At 64.2% G+C, this 22,894-nt stretch carries 20 protein-coding genes; 9 read left to right on the top strand and 11 right to left on the bottom strand.

Features of this window, described 5'->3' with window-relative positions:
• Positions 1-48: 48 nt before the first annotated feature.
• On the top strand, positions 49-2,337 hold the full coding sequence (locus tag ACM42_RS17135) for an arylsulfatase (RefSeq protein WP_271529053.1): 2,289 nt from the start codon (positions 49-51) through the stop codon (positions 2,335-2,337).
• Between the two features lie 13 nt (positions 2,338-2,350).
• Here ACM42_RS17135 and ACM42_RS17130 read toward each other — a convergent pair whose 3' ends face one another.
• From ACM42_RS17130 to ACM42_RS17120, 3 genes are all read right to left on the bottom strand, one after another.
• Positions 2,351-2,920 (bottom strand): invasion associated locus B family protein, encoded by a 570-nt coding sequence (locus ACM42_RS17130; RefSeq protein WP_271529052.1) that lies wholly within the window; start codon positions 2,918-2,920, stop codon positions 2,351-2,353.
• A 63-nt stretch (positions 2,921-2,983) separates the two neighbouring features.
• Positions 2,984-6,136, bottom strand: coding sequence for a multidrug efflux RND transporter permease subunit (locus tag ACM42_RS17125; protein ID WP_271529051.1), 3,153 nt, complete (start codon positions 6,134-6,136; stop codon positions 2,984-2,986).
• Positions 6,133-7,299, bottom strand: coding sequence for an efflux RND transporter periplasmic adaptor subunit (locus tag ACM42_RS17120; RefSeq protein ID WP_271529050.1), 1,167 nt, complete (start codon positions 7,297-7,299; stop codon positions 6,133-6,135). Before ACM42_RS17120 ends, ACM42_RS17125 begins: the two co-directional genes overlap by 4 nt.
• A gap of 378 nt (positions 7,300-7,677) precedes the next feature.
• Here ACM42_RS17120 and ACM42_RS17115 point away from each other — a divergent pair, with 378 nt between their 5' ends.
• From ACM42_RS17115 to ACM42_RS17090, 6 genes are all read left to right on the top strand, one after another.
• Entirely contained in the window at positions 7,678-7,917 is a 240-nt protein-coding gene (locus ACM42_RS17115) for a hypothetical protein (RefSeq protein ID WP_025035676.1), read from the top strand.
• A 204-nt stretch (positions 7,918-8,121) separates the two neighbouring features.
• Entirely contained in the window at positions 8,122-10,524 is a 2,403-nt protein-coding gene (locus ACM42_RS17110) for a TonB-dependent receptor (protein WP_271529269.1), read from the top strand.
• A 2-nt stretch (positions 10,525-10,526) separates the two neighbouring features.
• Positions 10,527-11,216: a Fe2+-dependent dioxygenase gene (locus ACM42_RS17105; RefSeq protein ID WP_271529049.1), complete on the top strand. Its 690-nt coding sequence runs from the start codon at positions 10,527-10,529 to the stop codon at positions 11,214-11,216.
• Complete coding sequence (gene exbB / locus ACM42_RS17100; protein ID WP_271529048.1) at positions 11,213-12,187, top strand: tonB-system energizer ExbB; 975 nt, start codon at positions 11,213-11,215, stop codon at positions 12,185-12,187. Before ACM42_RS17105 ends, exbB begins: the two co-directional genes overlap by 4 nt.
• 3 nt (positions 12,188-12,190) lie before the next feature.
• Entirely contained in the window at positions 12,191-12,649 is a 459-nt protein-coding gene (exbD, locus tag ACM42_RS17095; RefSeq protein WP_271529047.1) for a TonB system transport protein ExbD, read from the top strand.
• A 9-nt stretch (positions 12,650-12,658) separates the two neighbouring features.
• Positions 12,659-13,471 carry an energy transducer TonB family protein gene (locus ACM42_RS17090; protein ID WP_271529046.1) on the top strand — a complete coding sequence of 271 codons (813 nt, stop codon included), beginning with the start codon at positions 12,659-12,661 and terminating at the stop codon, positions 13,469-13,471.
• Here ACM42_RS17090 and ACM42_RS17085 read toward each other — a convergent pair.
• The 3 genes from ACM42_RS17085 to ACM42_RS17075 all read right to left on the bottom strand — a co-directional run bounded on the left by ACM42_RS17085 (position 13,459) and on the right by ACM42_RS17075 (position 15,562).
• Complete coding sequence (locus ACM42_RS17085) at positions 13,459-13,881, bottom strand: hypothetical protein (RefSeq protein WP_271529268.1); 423 nt, start codon at positions 13,879-13,881, stop codon at positions 13,459-13,461. The genes ACM42_RS17090 and ACM42_RS17085 overlap by 13 nt on opposite strands.
• A gap of 58 nt (positions 13,882-13,939) precedes the next feature.
• Positions 13,940-14,620, bottom strand: coding sequence for a site-2 protease family protein (locus tag ACM42_RS17080; protein ID WP_271529045.1), 681 nt, complete (start codon positions 14,618-14,620; stop codon positions 13,940-13,942).
• Between the two features lie 75 nt (positions 14,621-14,695).
• Entirely contained in the window at positions 14,696-15,562 is an 867-nt protein-coding gene (locus tag ACM42_RS17075) for a LysR family transcriptional regulator (RefSeq protein WP_271529044.1), read from the bottom strand.
• 86 nt (positions 15,563-15,648) lie between these two features.
• Between ACM42_RS17075 and ACM42_RS17070 the strand changes: the two genes are divergently transcribed.
• Positions 15,649-16,530 (top strand): DMT family transporter, encoded by an 882-nt coding sequence (locus tag ACM42_RS17070; protein WP_271529043.1) that lies wholly within the window; start codon positions 15,649-15,651, stop codon positions 16,528-16,530.
• 16 nt (positions 16,531-16,546) lie between these two features.
• Here the strand turns inward: ACM42_RS17070 and ACM42_RS17065 are convergent, their stop codons facing one another.
• The 5 genes from ACM42_RS17065 to ACM42_RS17045 all read right to left on the bottom strand — a co-directional run bounded on the left by ACM42_RS17065 (position 16,547) and on the right by ACM42_RS17045 (position 21,603).
• Positions 16,547-16,939, bottom strand: a complete 393-nt coding sequence (locus ACM42_RS17065; protein WP_271529042.1) for a GFA family protein — start codon at positions 16,937-16,939, stop codon at positions 16,547-16,549.
• Positions 16,920-17,666, bottom strand: a complete 747-nt coding sequence (locus tag ACM42_RS17060) for an SDR family NAD(P)-dependent oxidoreductase (RefSeq protein ID WP_271529041.1) — start codon at positions 17,664-17,666, stop codon at positions 16,920-16,922. The genes ACM42_RS17065 and ACM42_RS17060 overlap by 20 nt, the downstream gene beginning before the upstream one ends.
• An 18-nt stretch (positions 17,667-17,684) precedes the next feature.
• Complete coding sequence (locus ACM42_RS17055; RefSeq protein WP_271529040.1) at positions 17,685-18,416, bottom strand: SDR family oxidoreductase; 732 nt, start codon at positions 18,414-18,416, stop codon at positions 17,685-17,687.
• Between the two features lie 132 nt (positions 18,417-18,548).
• A complete protein-coding gene (locus tag ACM42_RS17050) occupies positions 18,549-20,378 on the bottom strand; it encodes an IlvD/Edd family dehydratase (protein WP_271529039.1) in 1,830 nt (609 codons plus the stop codon).
• 124 nt (positions 20,379-20,502) lie between these two features.
• Positions 20,503-21,603, bottom strand: coding sequence for a LacI family DNA-binding transcriptional regulator (locus ACM42_RS17045; RefSeq protein WP_271529038.1), 1,101 nt, complete (start codon positions 21,601-21,603; stop codon positions 20,503-20,505).
• Positions 21,604-21,805: 202 nt separating this feature from the next.
• Between ACM42_RS17045 and ACM42_RS17040 the strand changes: the two genes are divergently transcribed.
• On the top strand, positions 21,806-22,873 hold the full coding sequence (locus ACM42_RS17040; RefSeq protein WP_028179109.1) for an ABC transporter ATP-binding protein: 1,068 nt from the start codon (positions 21,806-21,808) through the stop codon (positions 22,871-22,873).
• Positions 22,874-22,894 lie beyond the last annotated feature (21 nt).

Below are 22,894 nucleotides of genomic sequence, written 5' to 3'. Positions count from 1 at the left end.
AGGCTGCGGGTCAACCGCGACCGCCAGGCATCGCACAGGGAGGAGCAGATGAGCGCAGGCAGCACCGCGCCGTTCCGCGGCACCGTCGGCAAGACCATAGCGGATTCACGGCCCTGGTGGCCGGAGGCCGTGAAGCCGCCCGAGGGCGCGCCGAACATCCTGGTGGTGTTGTTCGACGATGTCGGCTTCTCCGATTTCGGCTGCTACGGCTCGGCGATCAGGACGCCGACCATCGACAAGCTCGCCGCGGAAGGCCTGCGTTACAGCGGCTTCCACACCACGGCCATGTGCTCGACCACGCGCGCGGCGCTGCTCACCGGGCGCAACCATCATTCGGTCGGCGTCGGCTGTCTTGCCAATTTCGATTCCGGTTATCCCGGTTATCGCGGCAAGATCGCGCGCGAGGCGGGGACGCTCGCCGAGATGCTGCGCGTGCACGGCTACCGCAACTACATGGTCGGCAAATGGCATGTCACGCCGCTGACCGAGAGCGGCGCCACCGGTCCGTTCGACGGCTGGCCGCTCGGCCGCGGCTTCGACCGATTCTACGGCTTCCTCGATGCCGAGACCGACCAGTATGCGCCGGAACTCGTCTCCGACAACACCCATATCGATCCTCCCGGCAGCTATGCCGATGGTTATCATCTGACCGAGGATCTGATCGACCAGACCATCCGCTTCATCGGCGATCACCATGCCGACCGTCCGGATGTCCCCTGGCTCACGTGGGTCGCGCTCGGCGCCTGCCACGCGCCGCATCAGGCGCCGGCCGAGATCATCATGAGCTACGACGCGGCCTTCGCGCACGGCTGGGACGTCGAGCGCGAGCAGCGGCTGGCGCGCCAGAAAGCCATGGGGCTGGTGCCGGAGGCAACGCGGATGCCGGCGCGCAATGACGGCGTCAAGGCCTGGGAGGAGCATTCGGCTGACGAGCGCCGCGTCTTCACGCGGCTGCAGGCGGCCTTCGCCGGCATGCTCGACCATTCCGATCGGCATCTTGCCCGTCTCGTCTCGTTCCTGGAGACGGCCGGTATCCGCGACAACACCGTGATCATCGTGATGTCCGACAATGGCGCGAGCCAGGAGGGTGGGCCGCTCGGCTTCGTCAACGCAATGGGACCGTTCAACTTCAAGCCGGAGCCGGTCGCTGAGAAGCTCAGCCGCATCGACGACATCGGCGGGCCCGACACGCACAGCAATTTCCCGCATGGCTGGGCGATGGCCTCGAACACGCCGCTGCGCCGCTACAAGCAGAACACCCATGGCGGCGGCATCCGCGATCCCTTCGTGATCAACTGGCCGAAGAAGATCGCAGGCCGAGGCGAGTTGCGGCATCAGTTCGTCCACGCCTGCGATCTCACGCCGACGCTGCTGGAACTGGTCGGCATCGAGGCGCCCGCGACCATCGCGGGCTGCCAACAAATGCCGCTGGAAGGCGAGAGCTTTGCGCGCTCGATCACGGAGGCGTTGGCACCCTCGAAGAGCTCGCCGCAATATTTCGAGATGTTCGGCCATCGCGGGCTCTGGCACGGCGGATGGAAGGCCGTCGCCTTTCATCCCTCGGGCACGTCGTTCGAGAACGACAAATGGGAGCTGTTCCATCTCGACGCGGATTTCTCCGAGACCAACGACCTCGCGGCCAGGGAGCCGGAGCGCCTCGCCAGGATGGTCGCCGCATGGTGGGAGGAAGCCGAGAAGCACAAGGTCCTGCCGCTCGACGACCGCTTCGGACCGCGCTTTGCGGAGAATGCCGCGCGCTTCCACGGCGCGCGCCGCCACTTCGTCTTCCACGCCGGGATGGGGCATGTGCCGACGGACGTGGCGCCCGATGTGCGCAGCCGCAGCTACACGATCGAGGCGCATGTCGAGATCGGCGAGACAGGCGCAGACGGCGTGCTGATCTCACACGGCGATGCGACGTCGGGCTACAGCCTCTACGTCAAGGGCGGGCATCTCGTGCACGATCTCAACATCGGCGGCAGCCACCAGATCGTGCGTTCGGACCGCAAGGTGCCGCCGGGCGCGCGGCGTCTCGGCGTTCACGTCGAACGGCTCGTGCGCAAGGAGCCGCCCGCGAAGGGCGCGCGCACGGGTGTCTCGGAATACACGCTGCTGATCGACGGCGGGCCGGCAGGTTCGGTCCAGACCCAGCTCGGCTTCCACACCTTGATCTCGTGGTCCGGGCTCGACATCGGGCGCGACCGTGGCAGCCCCGTGTCGGATTACGAGGCGCCGTTCGAGTACGAGGGACGTCTGCTGCGCGTCGCGGTCACCATGCACGACGACCAGAAGCTCGATGGCGATGCTGTCGGCAACGCGCAGATGGCGCGGCAATAACGGAAAAAGCCCGTTACTTGATCTTGTCGTAGGCCGCCGCAAAATCGCCAAGCGGCATCGGGATCGCGATCGTCTCCTTGGCCATGTTCTGGAAGGAGACCTTCAGTTGCTTGCCCGACCGCAAAGTGGCGAGCAGGTCCGGCGCGACCGGGGTCGAGGCGTAGCAGCCGCGGTTCTCGCAGGTCTGGATCTGGAGATCGACCGTCTTGCCCTCGTCGACCTGGAGCTTGGCGCCGATGGGAAGGTTGAGGCCAAGCGGCAATTGCAGCAGCGCCACCGGCGTGCGGGTGTCGGGCGCGATGCGGATGTTGATCAGGAGCACGGTCTGGCCGGTCTTGGTCAGCACCGCGTTCTGCTCCATCGCGCATTCGAGCGGCGCATCGCGGCCGGCGCTGCTGCAGCGGACGATCCAGCCGGACTGCCCAGGAGTGCCGTCCGCCTGTGATTGCGTCGGGGCGGGCGCGGGCTGTGTGGCCGGGGCAGGGGGCGCGGTGTTCCTCTTGGCGCCCTGCTGGGCATGCGCGGCGCCAATTGACGACAAGACAGCTGCGGCAAGGGCGACAAGTCTGGATTGCAAGAGCATGGCGAAACCGCGTTGGCGTGAAACGGGGCCTCGCTGTAGCGTCGCGGAAGCCGCAGCGCAAGCTTACTCGGCGGCTTCCTTGACGCTGCCGTGCTCGGGGGCCTCGTCGCCTTCGCCTTCGCCGTCGCCCGAACGGCCCCAGGTGGCGAACCAGTTGTTGAGCTTGTCGAGATAGAGATAAACCACCGGCGTAGTGAACAGCGTCAGCGCCTGGCTGACGATCAGGCCGCCGACCATGGCGTAACCGAGCGGCTGACGGATCTCGGCGCCGGTGCCGTGACCGAGCATCAAGGGCACGCCACCCAGAAGCGCGGCCATCGTCGTCATCATGATCGGGCGGAAACGCAACAACGCGGCCTGGCGGATCGATTCCTCCGGCGTCTTGTGCTCGTCGCGCTCGGCGGCGATCGCGAAATCGACCATCATGATGCCGTTCTTCTTCACGATGCCGATCAGCAGGATGATGCCGATCAGCGCGATCAGGCTGAAGTCGAAACCCGCCGCCATCAGGATTGCGAGCGCGCCGACGCCGGCCGAGGGCAGCGTCGACAGGATCGTGATCGGGTGGATGTAGCTCTCGTAGAGAATGCCGAGGATCAGGTAGACCACGACGAGGGCGGCGAGGATCAAGAGCGGCACGGTGCCGAGCGACTGCTGGAACGCCTGCGCGGTGCCCTGGAAGCTGGAGTTCAGCGTCGGCGGTGCGCCGAGATCGGCCATTGCCCGCTGCACCGCCTCCGTGGCCTGGCCGAGCGCCACGCCTTGCGCCAGGTTGAAGCTGATCGTGATCGATGGGAACTGGCCTTGATGGCTGATCGAGAGCGGGCGGACCGGGTCGGTGGTCCAGGTTGCAAAGGTCGACAGCGGCACCTGGTCGCCGGTCAACGGCGATTTCAGATAGAGCTTGTTCAAGCTGTCGAGATTGCCCTGCATCTCCGGGAGGATTTCGAGAATGACCTTGTAGGTGTTGAGCTGGGTGAAATACTGCGTGACTTGCCGCTGTCCGAAGGCGTCATAGAGCGTGTCGTCGATCAGCTGCGGCTGGATGCCGTAGCGGGCGGCGGTGTCGCGGTTGATCTTGAGCTGCACCGTTGTGCCCTGCGTCTGCTGGTCGGTCGCGACGTCGCGCAGCTCCGGCAGGGTCTGCATTTTGGCGAGGATCTTGGGCGCCCATTCGTTGAGCTCGTCAAGATTGGCGTCCTGCAGCGTGAATTCGAACTGCGTGCGCGTCGGCCGGCCGCCGAGCCGCACGTCCTGGGCCGCCTGCATGTAAAGCCGGGCGCCCTCGACCTTGTCGAACTGCGGACGCAGCCGCGCGATGATCTGCTGAGCTGAGGCCTCGCGCTGATCGCGAGGTTTCAGCGTGATGAACAGGTTGCCGTTGTTGCCGGCGCGGCCGCTGCCGCCGATCGACATGGCAACGCTGGCAACGTCGGGATCGGCCATGATGATCTTGCCGAGCTCCTCCTGGCGCCGGGTCATCTCCTTGAACGAAATGTCCTGCGAGGCTTCCGAAGTGGCGGTGATCAGGCCGACGTCCTGCTGCGGGAAGAAGCCCTTCGGGATCAGGACGAACAGGTAGATCGACAGTCCGAGCGTGACGAAGAAAATCGCAAGCGTGGTGCGCCGCCAGGCGAGGGCGTGATCGAGCACATATTCGTAGCCGCGCAGCATCGCGTCGAAGGCGCGCTCGCTCCATTGATAGAAGCGGCCGTGCTGCACCTCGCCATGGGCGCGCAGGAAGCGCGAGGCCATCATCGGCGTCAGGGTCAGCGACACGAACATCGAAACGAAGATGGTCATCGCCAGCACCACGGCGAATTCGCGGAACAGGCGCCCGATGATGCCGCCCATCAGGAGCAGCGGGATCAGCACCGCGACCAGCGAGATGCTGATCGAGACGATGGTGAAGCCGATTTCCTTGGAGCCCTTGAAGGCGGCCTCCATCGGCGAGTCGCCTTCCTCGATGTAGCGGGTGATGTTCTCGAGCATCACGATGGCGTCGTCGACCACGAAACCGACCGCAATGGTGAGTGCCATCAGTGACAGATTGTCGAGCGAATAGCCGGCCGGCCACATCAGGGCGCACGCGCCCAGCAGCGCCAGCGGAACCGTGACGGTAGGAATGACCGTCGCCCAGAAGCTGCGCAGAAAAATGAAGATCACCATGACCACGAGCGCGATGGTCAGCAGCAGCGTGAATTGGACGTCCTCGACCGCGGCGCGGATGGTGGTGGTTCTGTCGCTGATGAGCTCGATCTTGATCGCGGGCGGGATCGCTGCAACGAGGCGCGGCAGGGTCGCCTTGATCCGGTCCACGGTCTCGATGACGTTGGCGCCCGGCTGCTTGAAGATCACCAGGAAGACGCCACGCTTGCCATTGGCCCAGGCCGCCTGCTTGGCGTCTTCAGCGGCGCTGACCGCTCGGCCGATGTCGCGAATTCGCAACGGACCGCCGTTGCGATAGGCGATGATGACGTCGTTCCAGTCCTTCGACTGGGTGAGCTGGTCGTTGGCGTAGATCGTGTAGGCGCGTTTTTCGCCGTCGATGTTGCCCTTGGGGCTGTCGACCGTGGTGATCGCAATCTGGCTGCGCACGTCCTCCAGCGACAGGCCCTTGGCGACGAGCTTAGCCGGGTCGACCTGGATGCGGATCGAGGGTTTCTGCTGGCCGCCGATGAAGACCTGGGCGACGCCCGACAGCTGGCTGATCTGCTGAGCAAGCTGGGCGTCGACTGCGTCGCTGACGCTGGTCAGCGGCAGCGTCTCTGATGTCGCCGACAATAACAGGATCGGCGCGTCGGCCGGGTTGACCTTGCGGTAGGTCGGTGGCGAAGGCAGGTTTTTGGGCAACTGGCCGCTGGCAGCGTTAATGGCGCCCTGCACGTCATTCGCGGCGCCGTCGATGTTGCGGTTGAGGTCGAACTGGATGGTGATCGACGCCGTGCCCAGATAGCTCGTCGAGGTCATCTGAGCGATGCCGGGGATCTGGGCGAACTGCCTCTCCAGCGGCTGCGCCACCGAGGAGGCCATCGTCTCGGGGCTGCCGCCAGGCAGGTTGGCGGTGATCTGGATGGTCGGAAAGTCCACCTGCGGCAGGGGCGCAACCGGAAGCAGCGGATAGGCGACGAGACCGACGAAGAGAATGCCGGCCATCAGCAGCGAGGTGCCGATGGGATAACGGATGAAAGGTGCCGAAATCCCGCCTTCGGTCATTCCTGTCGTACCTTGCTCTGGGCCGGATCGGAGCTTGCCACCGCCGTCGACACGAGGCTTCCGGGCTGGACCTTGAACTGACCGCCGACGATCACCTGCTGGCCCGGGCTCAAGCCTTCCTCGATGACCGAACGTCCGTCGATGCCATAGCTGACCTTGACCTTGTGAACCTCGGCCTTGTTGTCCTGATTGACCGTATAGGCGTAGAGGCCGTTGGTGGAGTGCTGGACCGCATCATCAGGAACAACGGTCGCATCCTTCAGCGTCCGCACCAGGAGCCGCGTCGAAACCGACTGGCCCGGCCACAGCGCGTGGTCCTTGTTGTCGAACACCGCCTTGAGACGGATCGTTCCGCTGGTCGTGTCGACCTGGTTGTTGATGACCGCGAGCTTGCCCTCGGCCAGCGTCTTCTTGCCGTCGGTCGTGAAGGCGATCACCTTCAGCGCGCCGTCCTTCTGGCCTTCGCTGATATAGGGGAGCTGGTCTTCCGGTGCGGTGAAGATCACGGCGATCGGTTCGACCTGCGAGATCGTGACGATGCCCGTCTGGGTCGAGGCGTTGACGATATTGCCGACGTCGACCTGACGGAGCCCCGCGACCCCGGTGATCGGCGCCTTGATCTGCGTGTAGTCGAGCTGGGTCTGGGCGTTGGCGATCGCGGCTTCGTCGGCGGCGATCTGCGCGGTGAGCTGGGCGACCGTGGAGCGCTGGGTATCCACCCGCTGTGTTGTTGCGAATTCGCCGAGCTTCACGGCGCGCTGGAGCTCTAGATTAGCGTTGGCGAGGTTTGCCTCGTCCTGCGCCTTCTTGGCCTTGGCTTGGTCAAGCGCGGCTTGATAGGGCCGGGGATCGATCGAGACCAGAAGGTCGCCCTGCTGGACGATCTGGCCTTCGCGGAAGGCGAGCTTGTTTATCTGACCATCCACCCGGCTGCGGACCTGGACGGTGTTGAAGCCCTGAACCGTGCCGAGACCGGTCAGGTAGACCGGGAAATCGGTCTTCTGGACCGGCGCGACGCTGACGGGAATAGCGGACGGGCGGGGCGACGCTTTCTGGGCTGTCTGGGTCTGTCCGGCCGAGCCGAACCTCTGCCATCCATAGTAACCTGCGGAGGCCACGGCCGCGACGATCAAAATCCAGAGGATCGGCCGGGACTTTTTCATATCGTCTCGTGTCGGCTCTTGTGCCCTACGCTTACGAATTATGGGGCAATCATACGGTTCCAGCGGGTTTGTATAATACACGCCAAGTTCCAGTGTAAACAGCACTATCGGTTCGGAAACCTAAACAATTGGAAAGCTTTGCACCCCCTGGGCAGTGCTCTGGCGCCGCGCTGTGCAGGGCTGCATTTTTCCGGGCGCGACCGATCGGCGTGCCCCCTCTTGCGCAGCTCCGATAGCGGTGTGCTCAGGCCGGATGGCGCCGCGCTGAGTCCTGGTTCGGATCAGTCACGAGAACGGTTCTAAATCGCGGGGAGGCCGTTTCGGTTGTCAGGGATTTCGGCATCGTTCATATCGGCGCCGCCATGAATGGAGCGCAGGATGGACGAGTTGAACGGCAAGCTGATCGCGTGTCAGATTCTGATCACGGGATTGATCGCGCGTGTCGCCAACGAGCAGCGCGATCCCTTGCGCTTCCTCACCGACTTTCGCGACGAGATCAAAGCTGTCGTGAACGGCGTCAACATCGCCGGCATGGACAACACCGATCGCGTGCGCGCCGTCGCGCAGAAGACGGTCGACGAATTGTTCTCGCTGATGAAGCCGCCGAGCAGCGACTGAGAACGAACGTCCATCTGCGCTGTCTTTAGAACGAGTCCAATCTCGTCTTGGAACGATTTCAAACCGCAGTTTAGAATCGTTTTGATCTGGATTGATTCAAGGGTTCTCGCGAGCGCCTCGCATTGACCCGCTATTTTGTGGCCGATACCAACAGCCATCGTTCGTCGAAGTGAATGAGCGAACAGGAAGATGGGGCGTTTGGTAATGGGGCAGGTGGTCGCACCGAAGTCGTTGCGTTCGGTCGCAGCATTCGATCCGGTGGATGAGAGGTTCGCGGGCGTTTCTGGCAAGAAGGTTTCGGCGGTTGCAAGCTTGATCGCGGTGGCGTCGGTGTCGGGCGGCGCGCAAGCGCAGCAGTCGAATCTGCCGCCGGTGACGGTCGATGCTCCGGTCGAGCGTCCGCGTCCGACTGCCTCGAAGCCCTCGCCTGAGCAGGTCCGTGCCCGCAACGCGCTTCGCCGCGCCGCGCAGCGGCAGCAGGCGCAGCAGACGGCCCCCGTTACACCGTCAGGCCCCGCCGACGCCAATCCCTATGCCGATCCGGAGGCGCCCTACAAAGTCGATCACGTGCAGGCCTCGGGCAAGTTTCCCGAGAAGATGCTGAATACGCCCAAGACCATCACGGTGCTCAGCAAGGAAGTTCTCGAGGACAAGAACGCCACGACGCTGAAGGAGATCGGACGCTCGACCGCGGGCGTGACGCTCGGCTCGGGCGAGGGCGGCAACGCGTTCGGCGACCGCTTCTTCATCCGCGGCTTCGACGCGCGCAACGACGTCTTCATCGACGGCATCCGCGATCCCGCCGTTTCCATCCGCGAGAACTTCTTCACCGAGCAGATCGAGATTCTGCGCGGCCCGGCGTCCTCCTATGCCGGCCGAGGCACCGCCGGCGGTGCCATCAACATCGTCACCAAGCAGGCGGGCGACGTCAACTTCAAGCGCATGGGCACCGAGTTCGGTACCGACATGACCAAGCGCGTCACGCTCGACGTGAACCAGGTCATCGATCCGACCTTCTCGGTGCGCACGGGTGGCCTGTTCCAGGACGCCAACGTCGCCGGGCGCAACTACGTCACCGACAATCGCTGGGGCAGCTTCATCTCGACCAAGTACACCCCGACCAACGACATCAAGATCACGACGAACTACGTCCATACCGATCTCAGCGGCTATCCCGATTTCGGCGTGCCCTATTACAAGCAGGGCAACGTGCCGGTGACCTCGGCGGGCATTCCGCGTGAAAACTGGTACGGCTTCCTCAACCGCGACTTCCAGACCGCGCGGCAGGATTTCGGCACCGGCACGATCGAGTACAAGGTCAACGAGGCCATCACTCTGACCAGCAAGGTCCGCGGTGAGCACTCGCTGCTCAACTACATCGGCACGCTGCCGCAGAACCCGAACACGACCAGTTCCAATCCGCTGCTCTGGACCACGACGGCGAGCGCGCAGAGCCGCTACCAGAACGTGGACGTGTGGGCCAACCAGAACGAGGCCACGTTCAAGCTCGACACCGGCGGGGTCAAGCACACCGCCGTGTTCGGCGTCGAATATTCGAACGAGAACATCTCGATCGACCGCTACACCGGCCTCTCGTCGGAACTGTTCGGCGGCGGTTCGACGAGCAACGGGGCCGTCACGGGAGTCAATCTGTACTCTCCGCAGTACACCAACATTCCCTTCAGCAACACGCCCTCGCTGGTTGGAAACCCGACGCGTTACGGCGTCAACACCAGCAGCGTCTACGTCATGGACACCGCGAACTGGCAGGACACGGTGATCGTCAATGGCGGCGTCCGCTACGACGGCTATAGCCAGAGCTCGTCCACCAATACGGCCTACCTCAAGCAAAGCGCCGATCTCGTCAACTACAACGTCGGCGTGGTCTACAAGCCGGTGTCGATCGGCAGCGTTTATGCGGCTTATGCTACCTCGGCCAATCCATTCGGTTCGGAGCTGGACGCGACGGGCACCGACTACGGCGGCGTTCCCGCCAACTCGACCATTCTGCTCGGGCCTGAGCGCAACAAGGCGGCGGAACTCGGCACCAAATGGGAGCTGGCGGATCGGCACCTGCTCGTCAGCGCCGCGCTGTTCCAGACGACGAAGGACAACGCGCGCGAGACCGTCAACGGCCTGCTCACCTCGGGCGCTGCCTACAGGATCCAGGGCATTGATATTGAGGCCGAAGGCAAGATCACCGACCGCTGGAGCATTTTTGGCGGTCTGGTGCTCATGCAGTCGAAGGTCACGCAGAGTGGCGTTGCCTCGAATCTCGGGCTGCAGCTCGCCAATATTGCCCACCAGTCGTTCAGCATGCTGACCAAGTACAAGTTCGACGGCGGCTGGGAGCTTGGCGGGCAGGCGGTGTACCGCTCGAAGGTCTATGGCGGCACCTTCGCGGCCAACACCGGCAACGAGCTGCCGAGCTACTGGCGCTTCGACGCGTTCGTCGAGAAGAAGATCGACCAGAACTGGACCATGAAGCTCTACGCCCAGAACCTCACCAACAAGCTGTACTACGATACGCTCTATCGCAGCGCAGTGCCTTTCGTGACGGTTGCGCCGGGACGGGCGTTCTACGTCGTGACGACAGCGAAGTTCTGATCATGTTGACATGCCTGCCTGGCGTTCTCAGCAAGGATGATGTGGCTGATTTCCGCCGCATCATGGACGTCAGCCACTGGGAGGACGGTCGCTCCACCGCCGGCGCGCAGTCGGCGATGGTCAAGCGCAACGAGCAATTGCCGCCGGACAGCGAGGTCGCGCGCAAGCTCGGCAACCGCATCATCTCGGCGCTGACCTCGAACCCGCGCTTCATCGCGGCGGCGATCCCGCTGCAGATCTTTCCGCCGCTGTTCAACCGCTATGCGGCGAGCAGCGGCCATCATTTCGGCCTGCACGTCGACAATGCGATCCGCGGCGATCGCCTGACCGGCCTTCGCATCCGCACCGACCTGTCGGTCACGCTGTTCCTCGCCGAACCGGAGGAATACGATGGTGGCGAACTTGTGATCGAGGACACCTATGGTTCACACGAGGTCAAGTTGCCAGCCGGGGACTGCGTGCTCTATCCCTCGACCAGCCTCCATCTGGTCACCCCCGTGACCAGGGGAACGCGGGTTGCGTCTTTCTTCTGGCTTCAGAGCATGATACGGGACGATCAAGCTCGGAGCATGATCTTTGACCTCGACACCGCGATACAGGCGCTGGTGGAACGGCTCGGGCGTGACGATCCCGAAACGGTCAAATTGACGGGTATCTATCACAACCTCATTCGCTACTGGGCCGAAGTATGAAGACCATGTCCTTCCAAGCAAGCCTTGCCGCAGCTTTGATGCTGGCGGCCGCCTGGCTCGCATCCCCCGTTTCTGCCCAGACACAAAGCTCCCCGGTACCGGCGCAATCGGTGGCTCAGCCGGCCCCGGCCGGCCCGACCTCGGTGGCACCAGGAGCCACCGCGCCTGCAGATCCGGCGCCTTCGGCTTCGACGGCAACCGCTCCCGCTGCTCCGGCGGCGCCTCCCGCGGCCGCCGCTTCGGTGACCGCAAAGTCCGATGCGGCCGCCGTCGCGCCGGCCATGAAGGAATTGTCGCCCTGGGTGATGTTCATGTCGGCGGACGTCATCGTGAAGGCGGTGATGATCGGGCTCGCCTTCGCCTCACTGGTGACCTGGACCGTCTTCATTGCCAAATCGATCGAACTGTCGGTCGCATCCACGAAACTTCGTTCGGCACTGAAGAAGATTGCGGAGGCGCGCTCGCTCGCCGAAGCGCAGATGGCCCTCGGCACCAAGCAGGGCATCCTGCCGTCCTTCCTGGCGGCGGCGCTGCGTGAGGCGCGGATGTCGGCCGGCTTGTCCAGCGATGCCGGCATCAAGGAGCGTGCGGCCTCCAGCTTTTCGGAGATCGTGCGCGCGGAACAGCGGCGCATCCGGATCGGCATGGGCGTGCTTGCGACCATCGGCTCGACCTCGCCCTTCGTCGGCCTGTTCGGCACGGTCTGGGGCATCATGAACAGCTTCATCGGAATCTCGAAGTCGCAGACCACGAACCTCGCCGTGGTCGCGCCCGGCATCGCCGAAGCGCTGCTCGCCACCGCGATCGGCCTCGTCGCCGCCATTCCCGCCGTCATCATCTACAATCATTTTTCGCGCGTGACGAAGGGCTATCTCGAGCTCGTCAGCCGCGCCTCAGGCGCGGCGGGACGGCTGCTCTCGCGCGATCTCGACCGCAGCCACGGCAGCGTGCATTCACGCGCAGCGGAGTGAACCATGGGCGTTTCGCTCGCAGACAACGACGGCGAAGACGACGATTTCTCGGAAACGCATGACATCAACGTCACGCCGTTCATCGACGTCATCCTGGTGCTGCTGATCATCTTCATGGTCGCAGCGCCGCTCTCCACGGTCGACCTGCCGATCGATCTGCCGACGTCGAGCGCGACGCCGCAGAAGAAGCCGGACAAGCCGACCTATCTGAGCATCAAGCCTGATCTGACGCTCGCGATCGGAGAGAACCCGGTTCACCGGGCCGAGTTGATCGGGACCCTCGACGGCCTGTCCGACATGAGCAAGGATAAGTATGTGTTCCTGCGCGCCGATCGTTCGGTGCCGTATGGCGAATTGATGGGAGTTATGGAGCTCTTGCGCTCAGGCGGCTATACGCGGGTGAAACTGGTCGCGCTGGAAGGCGCGCCGGGGGTGCCTGCGCCAGGCGCCGCTCAGCCTTAGAGGCCCGTCATGTCGGACGAACTCAGACCATCCCGGAGGCTCTGGATCTTGGCGGCAGTGGCGGCGCTCGCGCTCCATCTGGGTGGTGCTGCGCTCGCGCTGGCCCATTTGCGCACCGACGACGACGGCGACGGCCTTGGTGCCAATGGTGCAGAGTTCGCCGTGGAGATGGCATCGCCCAAGGCGCCCGAAACCGATCTGCCGCCCGGGCCTGACAGCGAAGCGATGCAGGAGCAGCAGGCGCTCCCCGAGCAGAAGGCCGAGACCAAGGAGACGGAGCTTCCAAAGGATCAGTCGCAGGAGGTCGAGGATCCCGACCGCGTCGTGACCGAGAACAACGCGAAGAAACCGACGGAGGACGATCCGAAGATTCAGGCGGTCGAGACTCCGGCCGCCGAAGCCTCGCCGAAATCGGTTGCGACCGCGCGGCAGACGCTCGAGGAGGATGTGCGCGAGGCCGAGAAGGCACTGGCGCCCGTCATCGGTATCGGCAAGGACATCCTGAAGCTGACGGCTGATTGGAACCGCAAGATCAGCGCGCATCTGGCGCTGCACAAGGTCAATCCGGACGGTAAAGTGCCCAATAACCAGAAGGTCAAGGTGAGCTTCGCCATCAACCGGAAGGGCAACGTGCTGTCGGTGGATGTCGTGGAGTCGTCGGGGGATGCGGCCTACGATGCGGCGGCGGTGTCGATCGTCCGCAAGTCCGATCCCATCCCGCAGCCGCCTGCCGGACTGACGGAGGACCGGTTCGAACGTACGGTCGACATCATCTTCACTCCGCCGGACGCGAAGAAGAAAAAGACGGCTCAGCGCCAGTAGAGCCTGATCCCGACATAGACCACGACCAGGCACGCGAAGATCAGCGCTACCGGGAGCGGCCGGCTCTGGCTTCCAGCGAATGCCGCCGCTCCGAAGGAGGCGGCCTTCTTCGGTTTCGGCGCCGGTCGGCGGAAGGCGGTAACATTGTCCGCCGCTGCTTCAGGCGGACGGACGCGGACGTCGGGCGGCGTTCCAGCACCGCCCATCTCGACATAATAGGCCTTGTAGATCGCGCCGATGGTGGCTTCGCTGGCCTCGTCCTCGCTCATCTGCGTCAGCAGGTTCTTGTAGCTGGCGAGGAACTCCTGGGCCTCCGGTGGTAGTGCGGACGACCCGTTGAGCTTGGCCATCATGTTCCAGGTGGCAAAATCGGCGCGGGCACGGGTGTCGGCGCGTCGCGCGATCAGCATATCGGCAGCTTTGACCAAGTCGGCCTCTGGCCCTTCGGCGTGGGAGTGTTCTGTTCAACTAAACGTTGCCGGTCAGGAACAGAACAGCCTGAATCACATAACCGGTCAACGTTCGCAGTATTGCTGAAATAACATCAAGATTTAGACCGAACTGCGAACCCGCAAGCGGCAGCAGGATCAACAGGCCGATCAGGATCAGCATACCGAACGGCTCGAGCCGCGCCAGCGGCGTGGCGAGGGGGCGGGGCAACAGCCCGACCGCAACGCGCCCGCCATCGAGCGGCGGGATCGGCATCATGTTGAACACGGCCAGGATCGCGTTGATCACGAGGGCGTTCTTGAGGTTGTCCGCAACCCATTTCGCCGAGCTCGCGGGTACCAGGGGCAGGGCATGGAAGGCGAGGGCCGCGGCCAGCGCCAGCAGGATGTTGGTGACGGGCCCGGCCAGCGCCACCCAGACCATGTCGAGCCTGGGGTTGTTCAGCTTGCGGAAGTTCACCGGCACCGGCTTGGCGTAGCCGAACAGGAATGGCGAATGCGCGAATAGCAGCATCGCGGGCAGAATCAGGGTGCCGAACGGGTCGATATGCCGAAGCGGGTTGAAGCTGACGCGGCCGAGCTGCGAGGCCGTATTGTCCCCGAGCCGGTCCGCGACGAAGGCGTGCGCGGCCTCATGAAAGGTGATTGCGAGCACCAGCGGCAGGACCCAGACGGAAAGATCATAGAAGGAGATGTTCACGGCTCGTCCGTCCCGGTTCGCACGCGCGCTTTGCAAAGCAAGCCGTATAGGGCCACAACCCTTTACGATCTACCGCTATATGGCGCCCAATTCCGAAATTGCCCGCTGCAAATGATCTGCCAGCAGTGCCGCCGGACGCGACAGGTTGCGCGCGCGGTGGAGGCGGATGTCCGCCGCTGGCAGCGGCGGCAGGCCGTCGCGCTCGCACAGAACGTGCAGGCGAGGGGGCAGAATGCCCGCCTTCACGACCGTGATCGCGAGGCCCTCTGCCGCGATCGCTTCCACCGCTGCAAGTGTCCGGCTGACGAAGGCGAGCCGCCACGGGCGGCCGGCGGCATCGAGGGCCTCTGTGGCCCACTGCCGGAACAGGCAGCCCGGCGGATAGAGTGCGACGGGCAGCGTGGGGCGCTGCGCCCCGGCTGAATATGACGCGGCTGCGGCCCAGACGGCCTGCTCGCGTCGCAGCAGCTCGCCATTGCCGTTTCCTTCCGGATGCATGGCGATGACGAGGTCATAGTCTTCGCCGAGCCGGGCCGGCATCGTCGCCGTCAACCCCGTCTCGATCTCGACGCGGATCTCCGGACGGCTTTCGGCAAAGTGCGCCAGCAATGGCGGAATGACGATCGTGCCGTAGTCGTCCATCACGCCGAGGCGGACCACGGCATCGCGCTTGCGCGGGCGGAGTGCATCGACCGCTTCTGCATTGAGGTCGAGAAGCCGCCTTGCATAGACGAGCAGCTCGTGACCGGCCGCGCTCAGTGCCACGCCCGACCTCGTGCGGTGAAACAGCCTGACGCTCAGCCGCTCTTCGAGGCGCCTGATCTGGACGCTCACCGCCGATTGGGTGCGGTTGAGGATCGCGGCCGCGCGCGTGAACGACCGATGATCGGCAACGGCGAGGAAGGCCCTCAGAAGGTCGGGGTCAAGATCGGACGCGGTCATGACGAAAACTTATCCTGGCATGACGGAAATTCCATTCCCCGTTTCGGCGCGTCTCCTATGCTGCCCGAAAGCCATCGGGAGGAATCGTGGGCGAGGTTCTTGGCGTTTTTGCCGCCGTGTTGTCGAGCGCGCTGGGCGGGACGTCCATTGGTGCCACGCGCTATCTCGTCGGGAGCATCGATCCGCTCGCGATCGGCTCGTTCCGCTTCGGCATCGGCTTTCTCCTGTTGCTGCCGCTGGCGCTGCTGCGCGGCGATCGCTGGCCGAAGCGAGGGGACTGGGCTGCCGCCGTCGCGCTCGGCATCCTGTTCTTCGCGCTGTTTCCGATCCTGTTCAACGCGTCGCTGATCTTCACGACCGCAGCGCGCGGCGCGCTGGCTCTGTCGACGCTTTCTTTGCTGTCGCTCGTGATCGGGGCTGCGCTCGGCGCCGAAGCCCTGACCTGGCGCAAATCGGTCGGTGTCGTGATCGCGACCCTTGGGGTTGCGGTGGCGCTTCTGTCCGACCTGACCTCAGCCCCGTCGGGCGCCTGGCGCGGCGATCTCCTGATGATGGCGGCTGCACTGTGCATGGCGCTGTACGGCATCTGGTCGAAGCCGCTGATCCGGCGCTCCAGTCCGATCGCCTTTACGACCATGAGCATGGCGGCCGGCGCGGCCTGCCTCATCCTGCTCTCGTCTATCCGCGGCAGTTTTGCGCCCGTCGCGGGCTTCGGGATGCCGCAGTGGCTGGGAGCCCTCTATTTGGGTGCCTTCGGCGCAGCGCTGACCTTCTATCTCTGGGCCTTCGCGCTGGAGCGGACGACGCCGACGCGCGTCGCGATCTCGGTGACGGTCAATCCGGTCACGGCATCGCTGGTCGGGGCCTGGCTGCTGAACGAGCCGCTGCGCTGGAATCTGGCGGCGGGCATCGTCGCGGTGTTTGCCGGGATCTGGATCGCGACGACCGCGGGCAAAGGCAGGCGATGAACAAGCTCGATGGTCATCATGAAGCTGATCGCTGAGGCTCCTCGATTGACCGCAGCGTGACCGACTTGATGCCATAGTGCATGTGACTGTAGCGCTTGACGTACTCCCAAGCGCTTTGCCTCGCTCCTATGAGACCCGTGAAGCGGAAATTGAGAGGACGACCATCGATCTTCACGAGCCAATACCAGTCCTCCTGCTCGACGGTGATAGGAGCCTGCTCTAGTGCCTCGACGGCGGGACGCAGGAACCACTTGTCGTCCTTGGCTTCCCAATAGAACTCCATCAAGCTCTCCTCATCGCAGTGGCAGGTGCGGACGTTGAGCGGCTCGCCCTCCGCCTTGAACCGCACCGCGCCGCACCGACAGCCGCCTTTCGGATCATGGCGCTCCTCAATAGGTTGCGCGTCCACCGGAGATGTCGAACACCGCGCCGGTCGAGAACGCGCAATCCTCGGATGCGAGCCAGGCCACCATCGCGGCGAGCTCCTCCACCAGCACGAAGCGCCCCTTCGGGATCTTCGACAGCATGAAGTCGATGTGCTGCTGCGTCATCTGGTCGAAGATCGCGGTCTTCGCCGCCGCCGGCGTCACCGCGTTGACGAGAATGTCGTGCGCGGCGAGCTCCTTGCCGAGCGATTTCGTCAGCGCGATCAGTCCGGCCTTGGACGCCGAATAGTGCGCCGCGTTCGGATTGCCTTCCTTTCCCGCAATGGAGGCGATGTTCACGATGCGCCCGTATTTCCGCTCGAGCATCGCGGGCACGATCGCCTTGCAGCAGATGAAGGGACCGTCGAGGTTGATGCGCAGCACCTTGCGCCATTCCTCGAGATCAGTCTCCCAGACCGGCTTGTTGACCCCGGCGATGCCGGCATTGTTGACGAGAATGTCGATCCTGCCGAAGGCGGCCAGCGTCGCATCGCGCGCCTGCTCGACGGCCGCGGTGTCGGTGACGTCGACCTTGAAGACTTTTGTTTCGCCGCCAATCTCCTTTGCCGTCTTCTCGGCGAGTGCCGCGTCGAAATCCCAGATCGCGACCTTGGCGCCGGAGGCGACGAAGCGCTCGGTAATGGCGCGGCCAAAGCCCTGCGCGCCGCCCGTGACGATGGCGACGCGGCCGTTGAGATCGATCTTGTTCATGAGATTTGCTCCCGAGCGTCAGAGCATGTAGCCGCCGTCGACCACGAGGTCGACGCCGGTGGTGAAGGCGCTCTCGTCGCTGCCGAGATAGACCGCCATGGACGCGATCTCCTCGGCGGTGCCGAGCCGGCCCATCTTCTGGCGGGAGATGAACATCTCCTTGCCCTGCGGTCCTTGCGCGGCGGCGCGGTCGAGCATCGAGGGCGTCTCGACGGTGCCGGGGCAGATCGAGTTGCAGCGGATGCCCTTGGTGATGAAGTCGAGTGCGACCGCACGCGTCAGCAGCGACACCGCCGCTTTCGACGCGCTGTAGACGTAGCGGTTGGCCGGCGGACGCAGCGCCGCGCAGGACGAGATGTTGACGATGCTGCCGCCGCCGCCCGCCAGCATGTCCGGCAGGAAGGCCTTGATGGTCCGGTGCATCGATTTGACGTTGAGGTCGAACGAAAAGTCGAAATCCTCTTCCGAGCACTCCAGGATGGTACCGTGGTGCACGAAGCCCGCCGCGTTGAGCAGGATGTCGATCCTGCCGACGCGCTTGGCAAAGGCGTTGACGTCGGCGGTGTTGCGGACGTCGAGCTTGGCGACCTCGGCGATGCCTTCCTTGGTCAGGCTCGCGATTCCGGCCTCGTTGATGTCGGTGGCGATCACAGTTGCGCCTTCACGCGCGAATGCGATGGCGCATGCGCGCCCGATGCCTGCCGCAGCAGCCGTGACGACGGCGCGCTTGCCCTTGAGGCGGTCTGCCATGTTGTTCTCCTTTGAATTGTCTCTCGTCATTCCGGGGCGCGACGCAGTCGCGAGCCCGGAATCCATAACCACGATCGGGAATATGGATTCCGGGCCTGCGCCTTGCGGCGCATCCCGGAACGACAATCTTTCCTAGTGGTTGTCCCGCGCCACGCCAAACGTGCCGGCGACGTTCTGATACCTCGTGGCAAGCTCCATGCAGGCGCCCGTCGACTGCTGGCCGACGGTGTTGCGGTAGATCTCCTGCCACGGCGTCTGGTTCGGCGGATGCTTGAAGCCGCCATTGGCCTTGAGCTCGGCATGGCGCTTCTTCAGCTCCTCGTCCGAGATCATGATGTTGGCGCTGCCCTTGTTGAGGTCGATACGCACCTTGTCGCCGGTCTTCAGGATCGCAAGACCGCCATTGGCGGCGGCTTCCGGCGAAGCATTGAGGATCGAGGGCGAGCCAGAGGTGCCGGACTGGCGGCCGTCGCCGATGCAGGGCAGGGACAGGATGCCGCGTTTGATCAGTGCTGCCGGCGGCTGCATGTTCACGACCTCGGCGCCGCCGGGGTAGCCGATCGGACCGGTGCCGCGGATGAACAGCACGCAGTGCTCGTCGATGTCGAGCGAGGAATCGTCGATCCGTTCGTGATAGTCCTCAGGTCCTTCGAACACGATGGCGCGGCCCTCGAAGGCGTTGGGGTCCTTCGGGTTGCTGAGATAGCGGTCGCGGAATTCCTTGGAGATCACGCTGGTCTTCATGATCGCGGAATCGAACAGGTTGCCCTTCAGCACCAGGAAGCCGGCATCCTTCACCAGCGGCTTGTCGTAAGCCCAGATCACGTCGTTGTCGGGCGCCGGTGCATTCCTGCAGTTCTCGCCGATGCCGCGGCCGTTGACCGTGACCGCATCCTCGTGGATGCGCTTGTGCTTCATCAGCTCGCGCACCACGGCCGGCACGCCGCCGGCGCGGTGGAATTCCTCGCCGAGATAGAAGCCGGCCGGCTGCATGTTGACGAGCAGCGGCACGTCGTGGCCGACCTTCTGCCAGTCCTCGATCGAGAGCTCGACGCCGATATGGCGGGCCAGCGCGTTGATATGGATCGGAGCATTGGTCGAGCCGCCGATGGCCGAATTGATCACGATGCAGTTCTCGAACGCCTTGCGGGTCAGGATGTCCGAGGGCTTCAGGTCCTCCCAAACCATCTCGACGATGCGTTTTCCCGTCTCGTAGGCGATCTGGCCGCGCTCGCGATAGGGGGCGGGGATCGCTGCGCAGCCCGGCAGCGAGAAGCCGAGCGCTTCGGCAAGCCCGTTCATGGTCGAGGCGGTGCCCATCGTGTTGCAATGGCCGACCGAGGGCGCCGAGGAGGCCACGATCTCCATGAACTCTTCATAGTCGATCTCGCCGGCCGCGAGCCGCTCGCGCGATTTCCATACAATGGTGCCGGAGCCGGTGCGCTCGCCATTGTGCCAGCCGTTCAGCATCGGTCCGCCCGACAGCACGATCGCGGGCAGGTTCACGGTGGCCGCCGCCATCATGCAGGCCGGCGTGGTCTTGTCGCAGCCGGTGGTGAGCACGACGCCGTCGAGCGGATAGCCGTAGAGGACCTCGACCAGGCCGAGATAGGCGAGGTTGCGGTCGAGCGCCGCGGTCGGGCGCTTGCCGGTCTCCTGGATCGGGTGGGTCGGGAATTCCATCGCGATGCCGCCGGCTTCGCGGATGCCCTCGCGGACGCGATGGGCGAGCTCGATGTGGTGACGGTTGCAGGGAGAGAGGTCGTTGCCGGTCTGGGCGATGCCGATGATCGGCTTGCCGGACTGTAACTCGGCACGGGTGAGGCCGTAATTCAGGTACCGCTCCATGTAGAGCGCGGTCATGCCCGGATTGTGCGGGTTGTTGAACCATTCCTGCGAGCGAAGGTGGCGGCGAGAACCGTTGCTGCCGGCGGCATGCCCATTGGTTGGTTTCTTTGTCATTGGTTTCTCCTGCAATGCAAACGCACTGGCGTCCGTCTCATGGTGTCGGCATGTGCGATGCCCAACGGCGCGAGCGATGATCTGCCTTCCCGGCTGGCGGGTCGTTTCCTCACGAGTCCGAATACTAGTCGTGGCTACTTGGTAACGCTATCATTTTGTTCACCGCACCCGCGCCGGAAACGGCTGGCCTGCTGTCCGAACGTCGTGCCAACGAGCTTTGACGCTCGATCACCTTGAAGCCGAGATCGAGCACCGGCTGCTCCGGGCGCCGCCCTTCGATCGCGTTGATCAGCATGGTGGCGGCCGTCTTTCCCATCTCGTAGCGGTTGGTGCGGATGCTGGTGAGGGTCGGGACGGCGGAGGCCATGAATTCGAGGTCGTTGAAGCCGACGATCGCGATCTGCCCGGGGACTGCGATCTCCCGGCGCCGGCATTCGAACAGCACGCCGAGCGCGAGGTCGTCATTGGCGCAGAACACCGCATCGATGTCGGGCTCCCGCGCCAGGAGATCAGTGAACAGGGCTCCGCCGAGCGTCACCGAAGTCGGCGTGGCCGTCGTGACGACGAGGCGCTGCTCGAACAGTCCGGCGTCCTTCATGGCCGAGACATATCCGTCCAGCCGCCGCTGCACCCGCGGGTCCATGCGCGCACCGACGAAGCCGATCTTGCGGTGACCTTGCTCGAACAGGTGCGCAACCGCCGCGCGGGCTGCATCATAGTGCGAAAAGCCGATCATCATGTCGACCGGATCCGGCCCGATCTCCATGATCTGCACGATCGGGCAGTCCGCGGCCTCCAGCATCGCGCGGGACTCGGCGGTCTGGTCGATGCCGGTGACGATCAGCCCGGCCGGCTTCTGCGCCAGAAACAGGCGCAGCAACTTCTCTTCCTGGAGAATGCTGTAGCGCGTGTTGGACAACTGGATCGAGTAACGGCTGCCCTCTGACGCGTCATAGATGCCGCGCAACACGTCCGAGAACACGTTATTGGTGAGGGAGGGGATCAATACACCGATGACTTCGGTGCGTTGCGAGGCCAGTGCGCGTGCGGCAAGGTTGGGCACATAGCCGAGCTCCTTGGCGGCGCTCTCGACCCGCGTCCGCTTGGCGACCGACAGGGCATCCGGATTGCGAAAGAAGCGGGACGCGGTAATCGGGCTGACGCCGGCGAGCTCGGCGACTTCGGCCAGCCGGATTTTGCCTGACTTGGTGCGTTTTCGACCCATTTGCTGCTCTTAACACAGTCAGTCCTGCAAACAAAGGAACGTTGACAGCGCTACCAGCAACGACTAACCAAAGACAAATTGCCAAAACCGCACAAACTACCGACAATGTCGCCCGCTAAGATCGGGCTTCGTTCGGTGAAGTCTGAAAAAACAAGACGGTCGCGGCGCGAGAGGCGTCGTGGACTTTCGAGGAGGGAGCTAGATGTCGTCTGTGCAAATCCGCGACGTGCGGAAATCGTTCGGCAATTTTGAAGTCCTGCACGGCGTGACGATTCCGATCGAGGATGGCCAGTTCGTCGTCCTGGTTGGCCCCTCCGGCTGCGGCAAGTCTACGCTTCTGCGCATGCTCGCCGGGCTCGAGAACATCACCTCCGGCACGATCTCGATCGGCGACCGCGTCGTGAACAATGTCCAGCCCAAGGAGCGGGACATTGCGATGGTGTTCCAGAACTACGCGCTCTATCCGCACATGACGGTGGCCGAGAACATGGGATTCTCGCTGAAGCTGCGCAATGCCAGCTCGGACGAGATCAACAAGCGCGTCAAGCGCGCCGCCGAGATCCTCGCGCTGTCGCCGCTGCTCGACCGCTATCCGCGCCAGCTTTCCGGCGGCCAGCGCCAGCGCGTCGCCATGGGCCGCGCCATTGTGCGCGATCCGCAGGTCTTCCTGTTCGACGAGCCGCTGTCGAACCTCGATGCCAAGCTGCGCGTCGCCATGCGCACCGAGATCAAGGAGCTGCACCAGCGGCTGAAGACCACGACCGTCTACGTCACCCACGACCAGATCGAGGCCATGACCATGGCCGACAAGATCGTCGTCATGCATGACGGCATCGTCGAGCAGATGGGCACGCCGCTCGAGCTCTACGACAAGCCCGACAACCAGTTCGTCGCCGGCTTCATCGGCTCGCCCGCGATGAACTTCCTCAAGGGTCATGTTCGCGTCAACGGCGTTGCCACCTTCGAGGGGCCGAACGGGGTCAAGCTGCCGCTCAAGACCGCACCGGCGGGCTCGGACGGCCGGCCCGCAGTCTACGGCGTGCGGCCGGAGCACTTCACCATCGCCGATGACGGCGCCGAGGCAGAGATCATCGTGGTCGAGCCGACCGGCTCGGAGACGCAGGTGTTCGCGAAGGTGGGCGGCGAACAGGTCGTCGCGGTCTTCCGCGAGCGTCACCAGTTCAACCCGGGCGACAAGGTGCGGCTGAAGCCCGACCCGTCACTGGTTCATCTGTTCGACGATGCGACAGGCAAGCGCATGAACGCGTAGCGCATCAGACGACAAAGTATA

The organism is Bradyrhizobium sp. CCBAU 25338 (assembly GCF_028128965.1).
In the GTDB taxonomy this organism is placed as follows: Bacteria; Pseudomonadota; Alphaproteobacteria; order Rhizobiales; family Xanthobacteraceae; genus Bradyrhizobium; species Bradyrhizobium liaoningense.
This window is presented reverse-complemented; position numbering and strand designations above follow the sequence as displayed.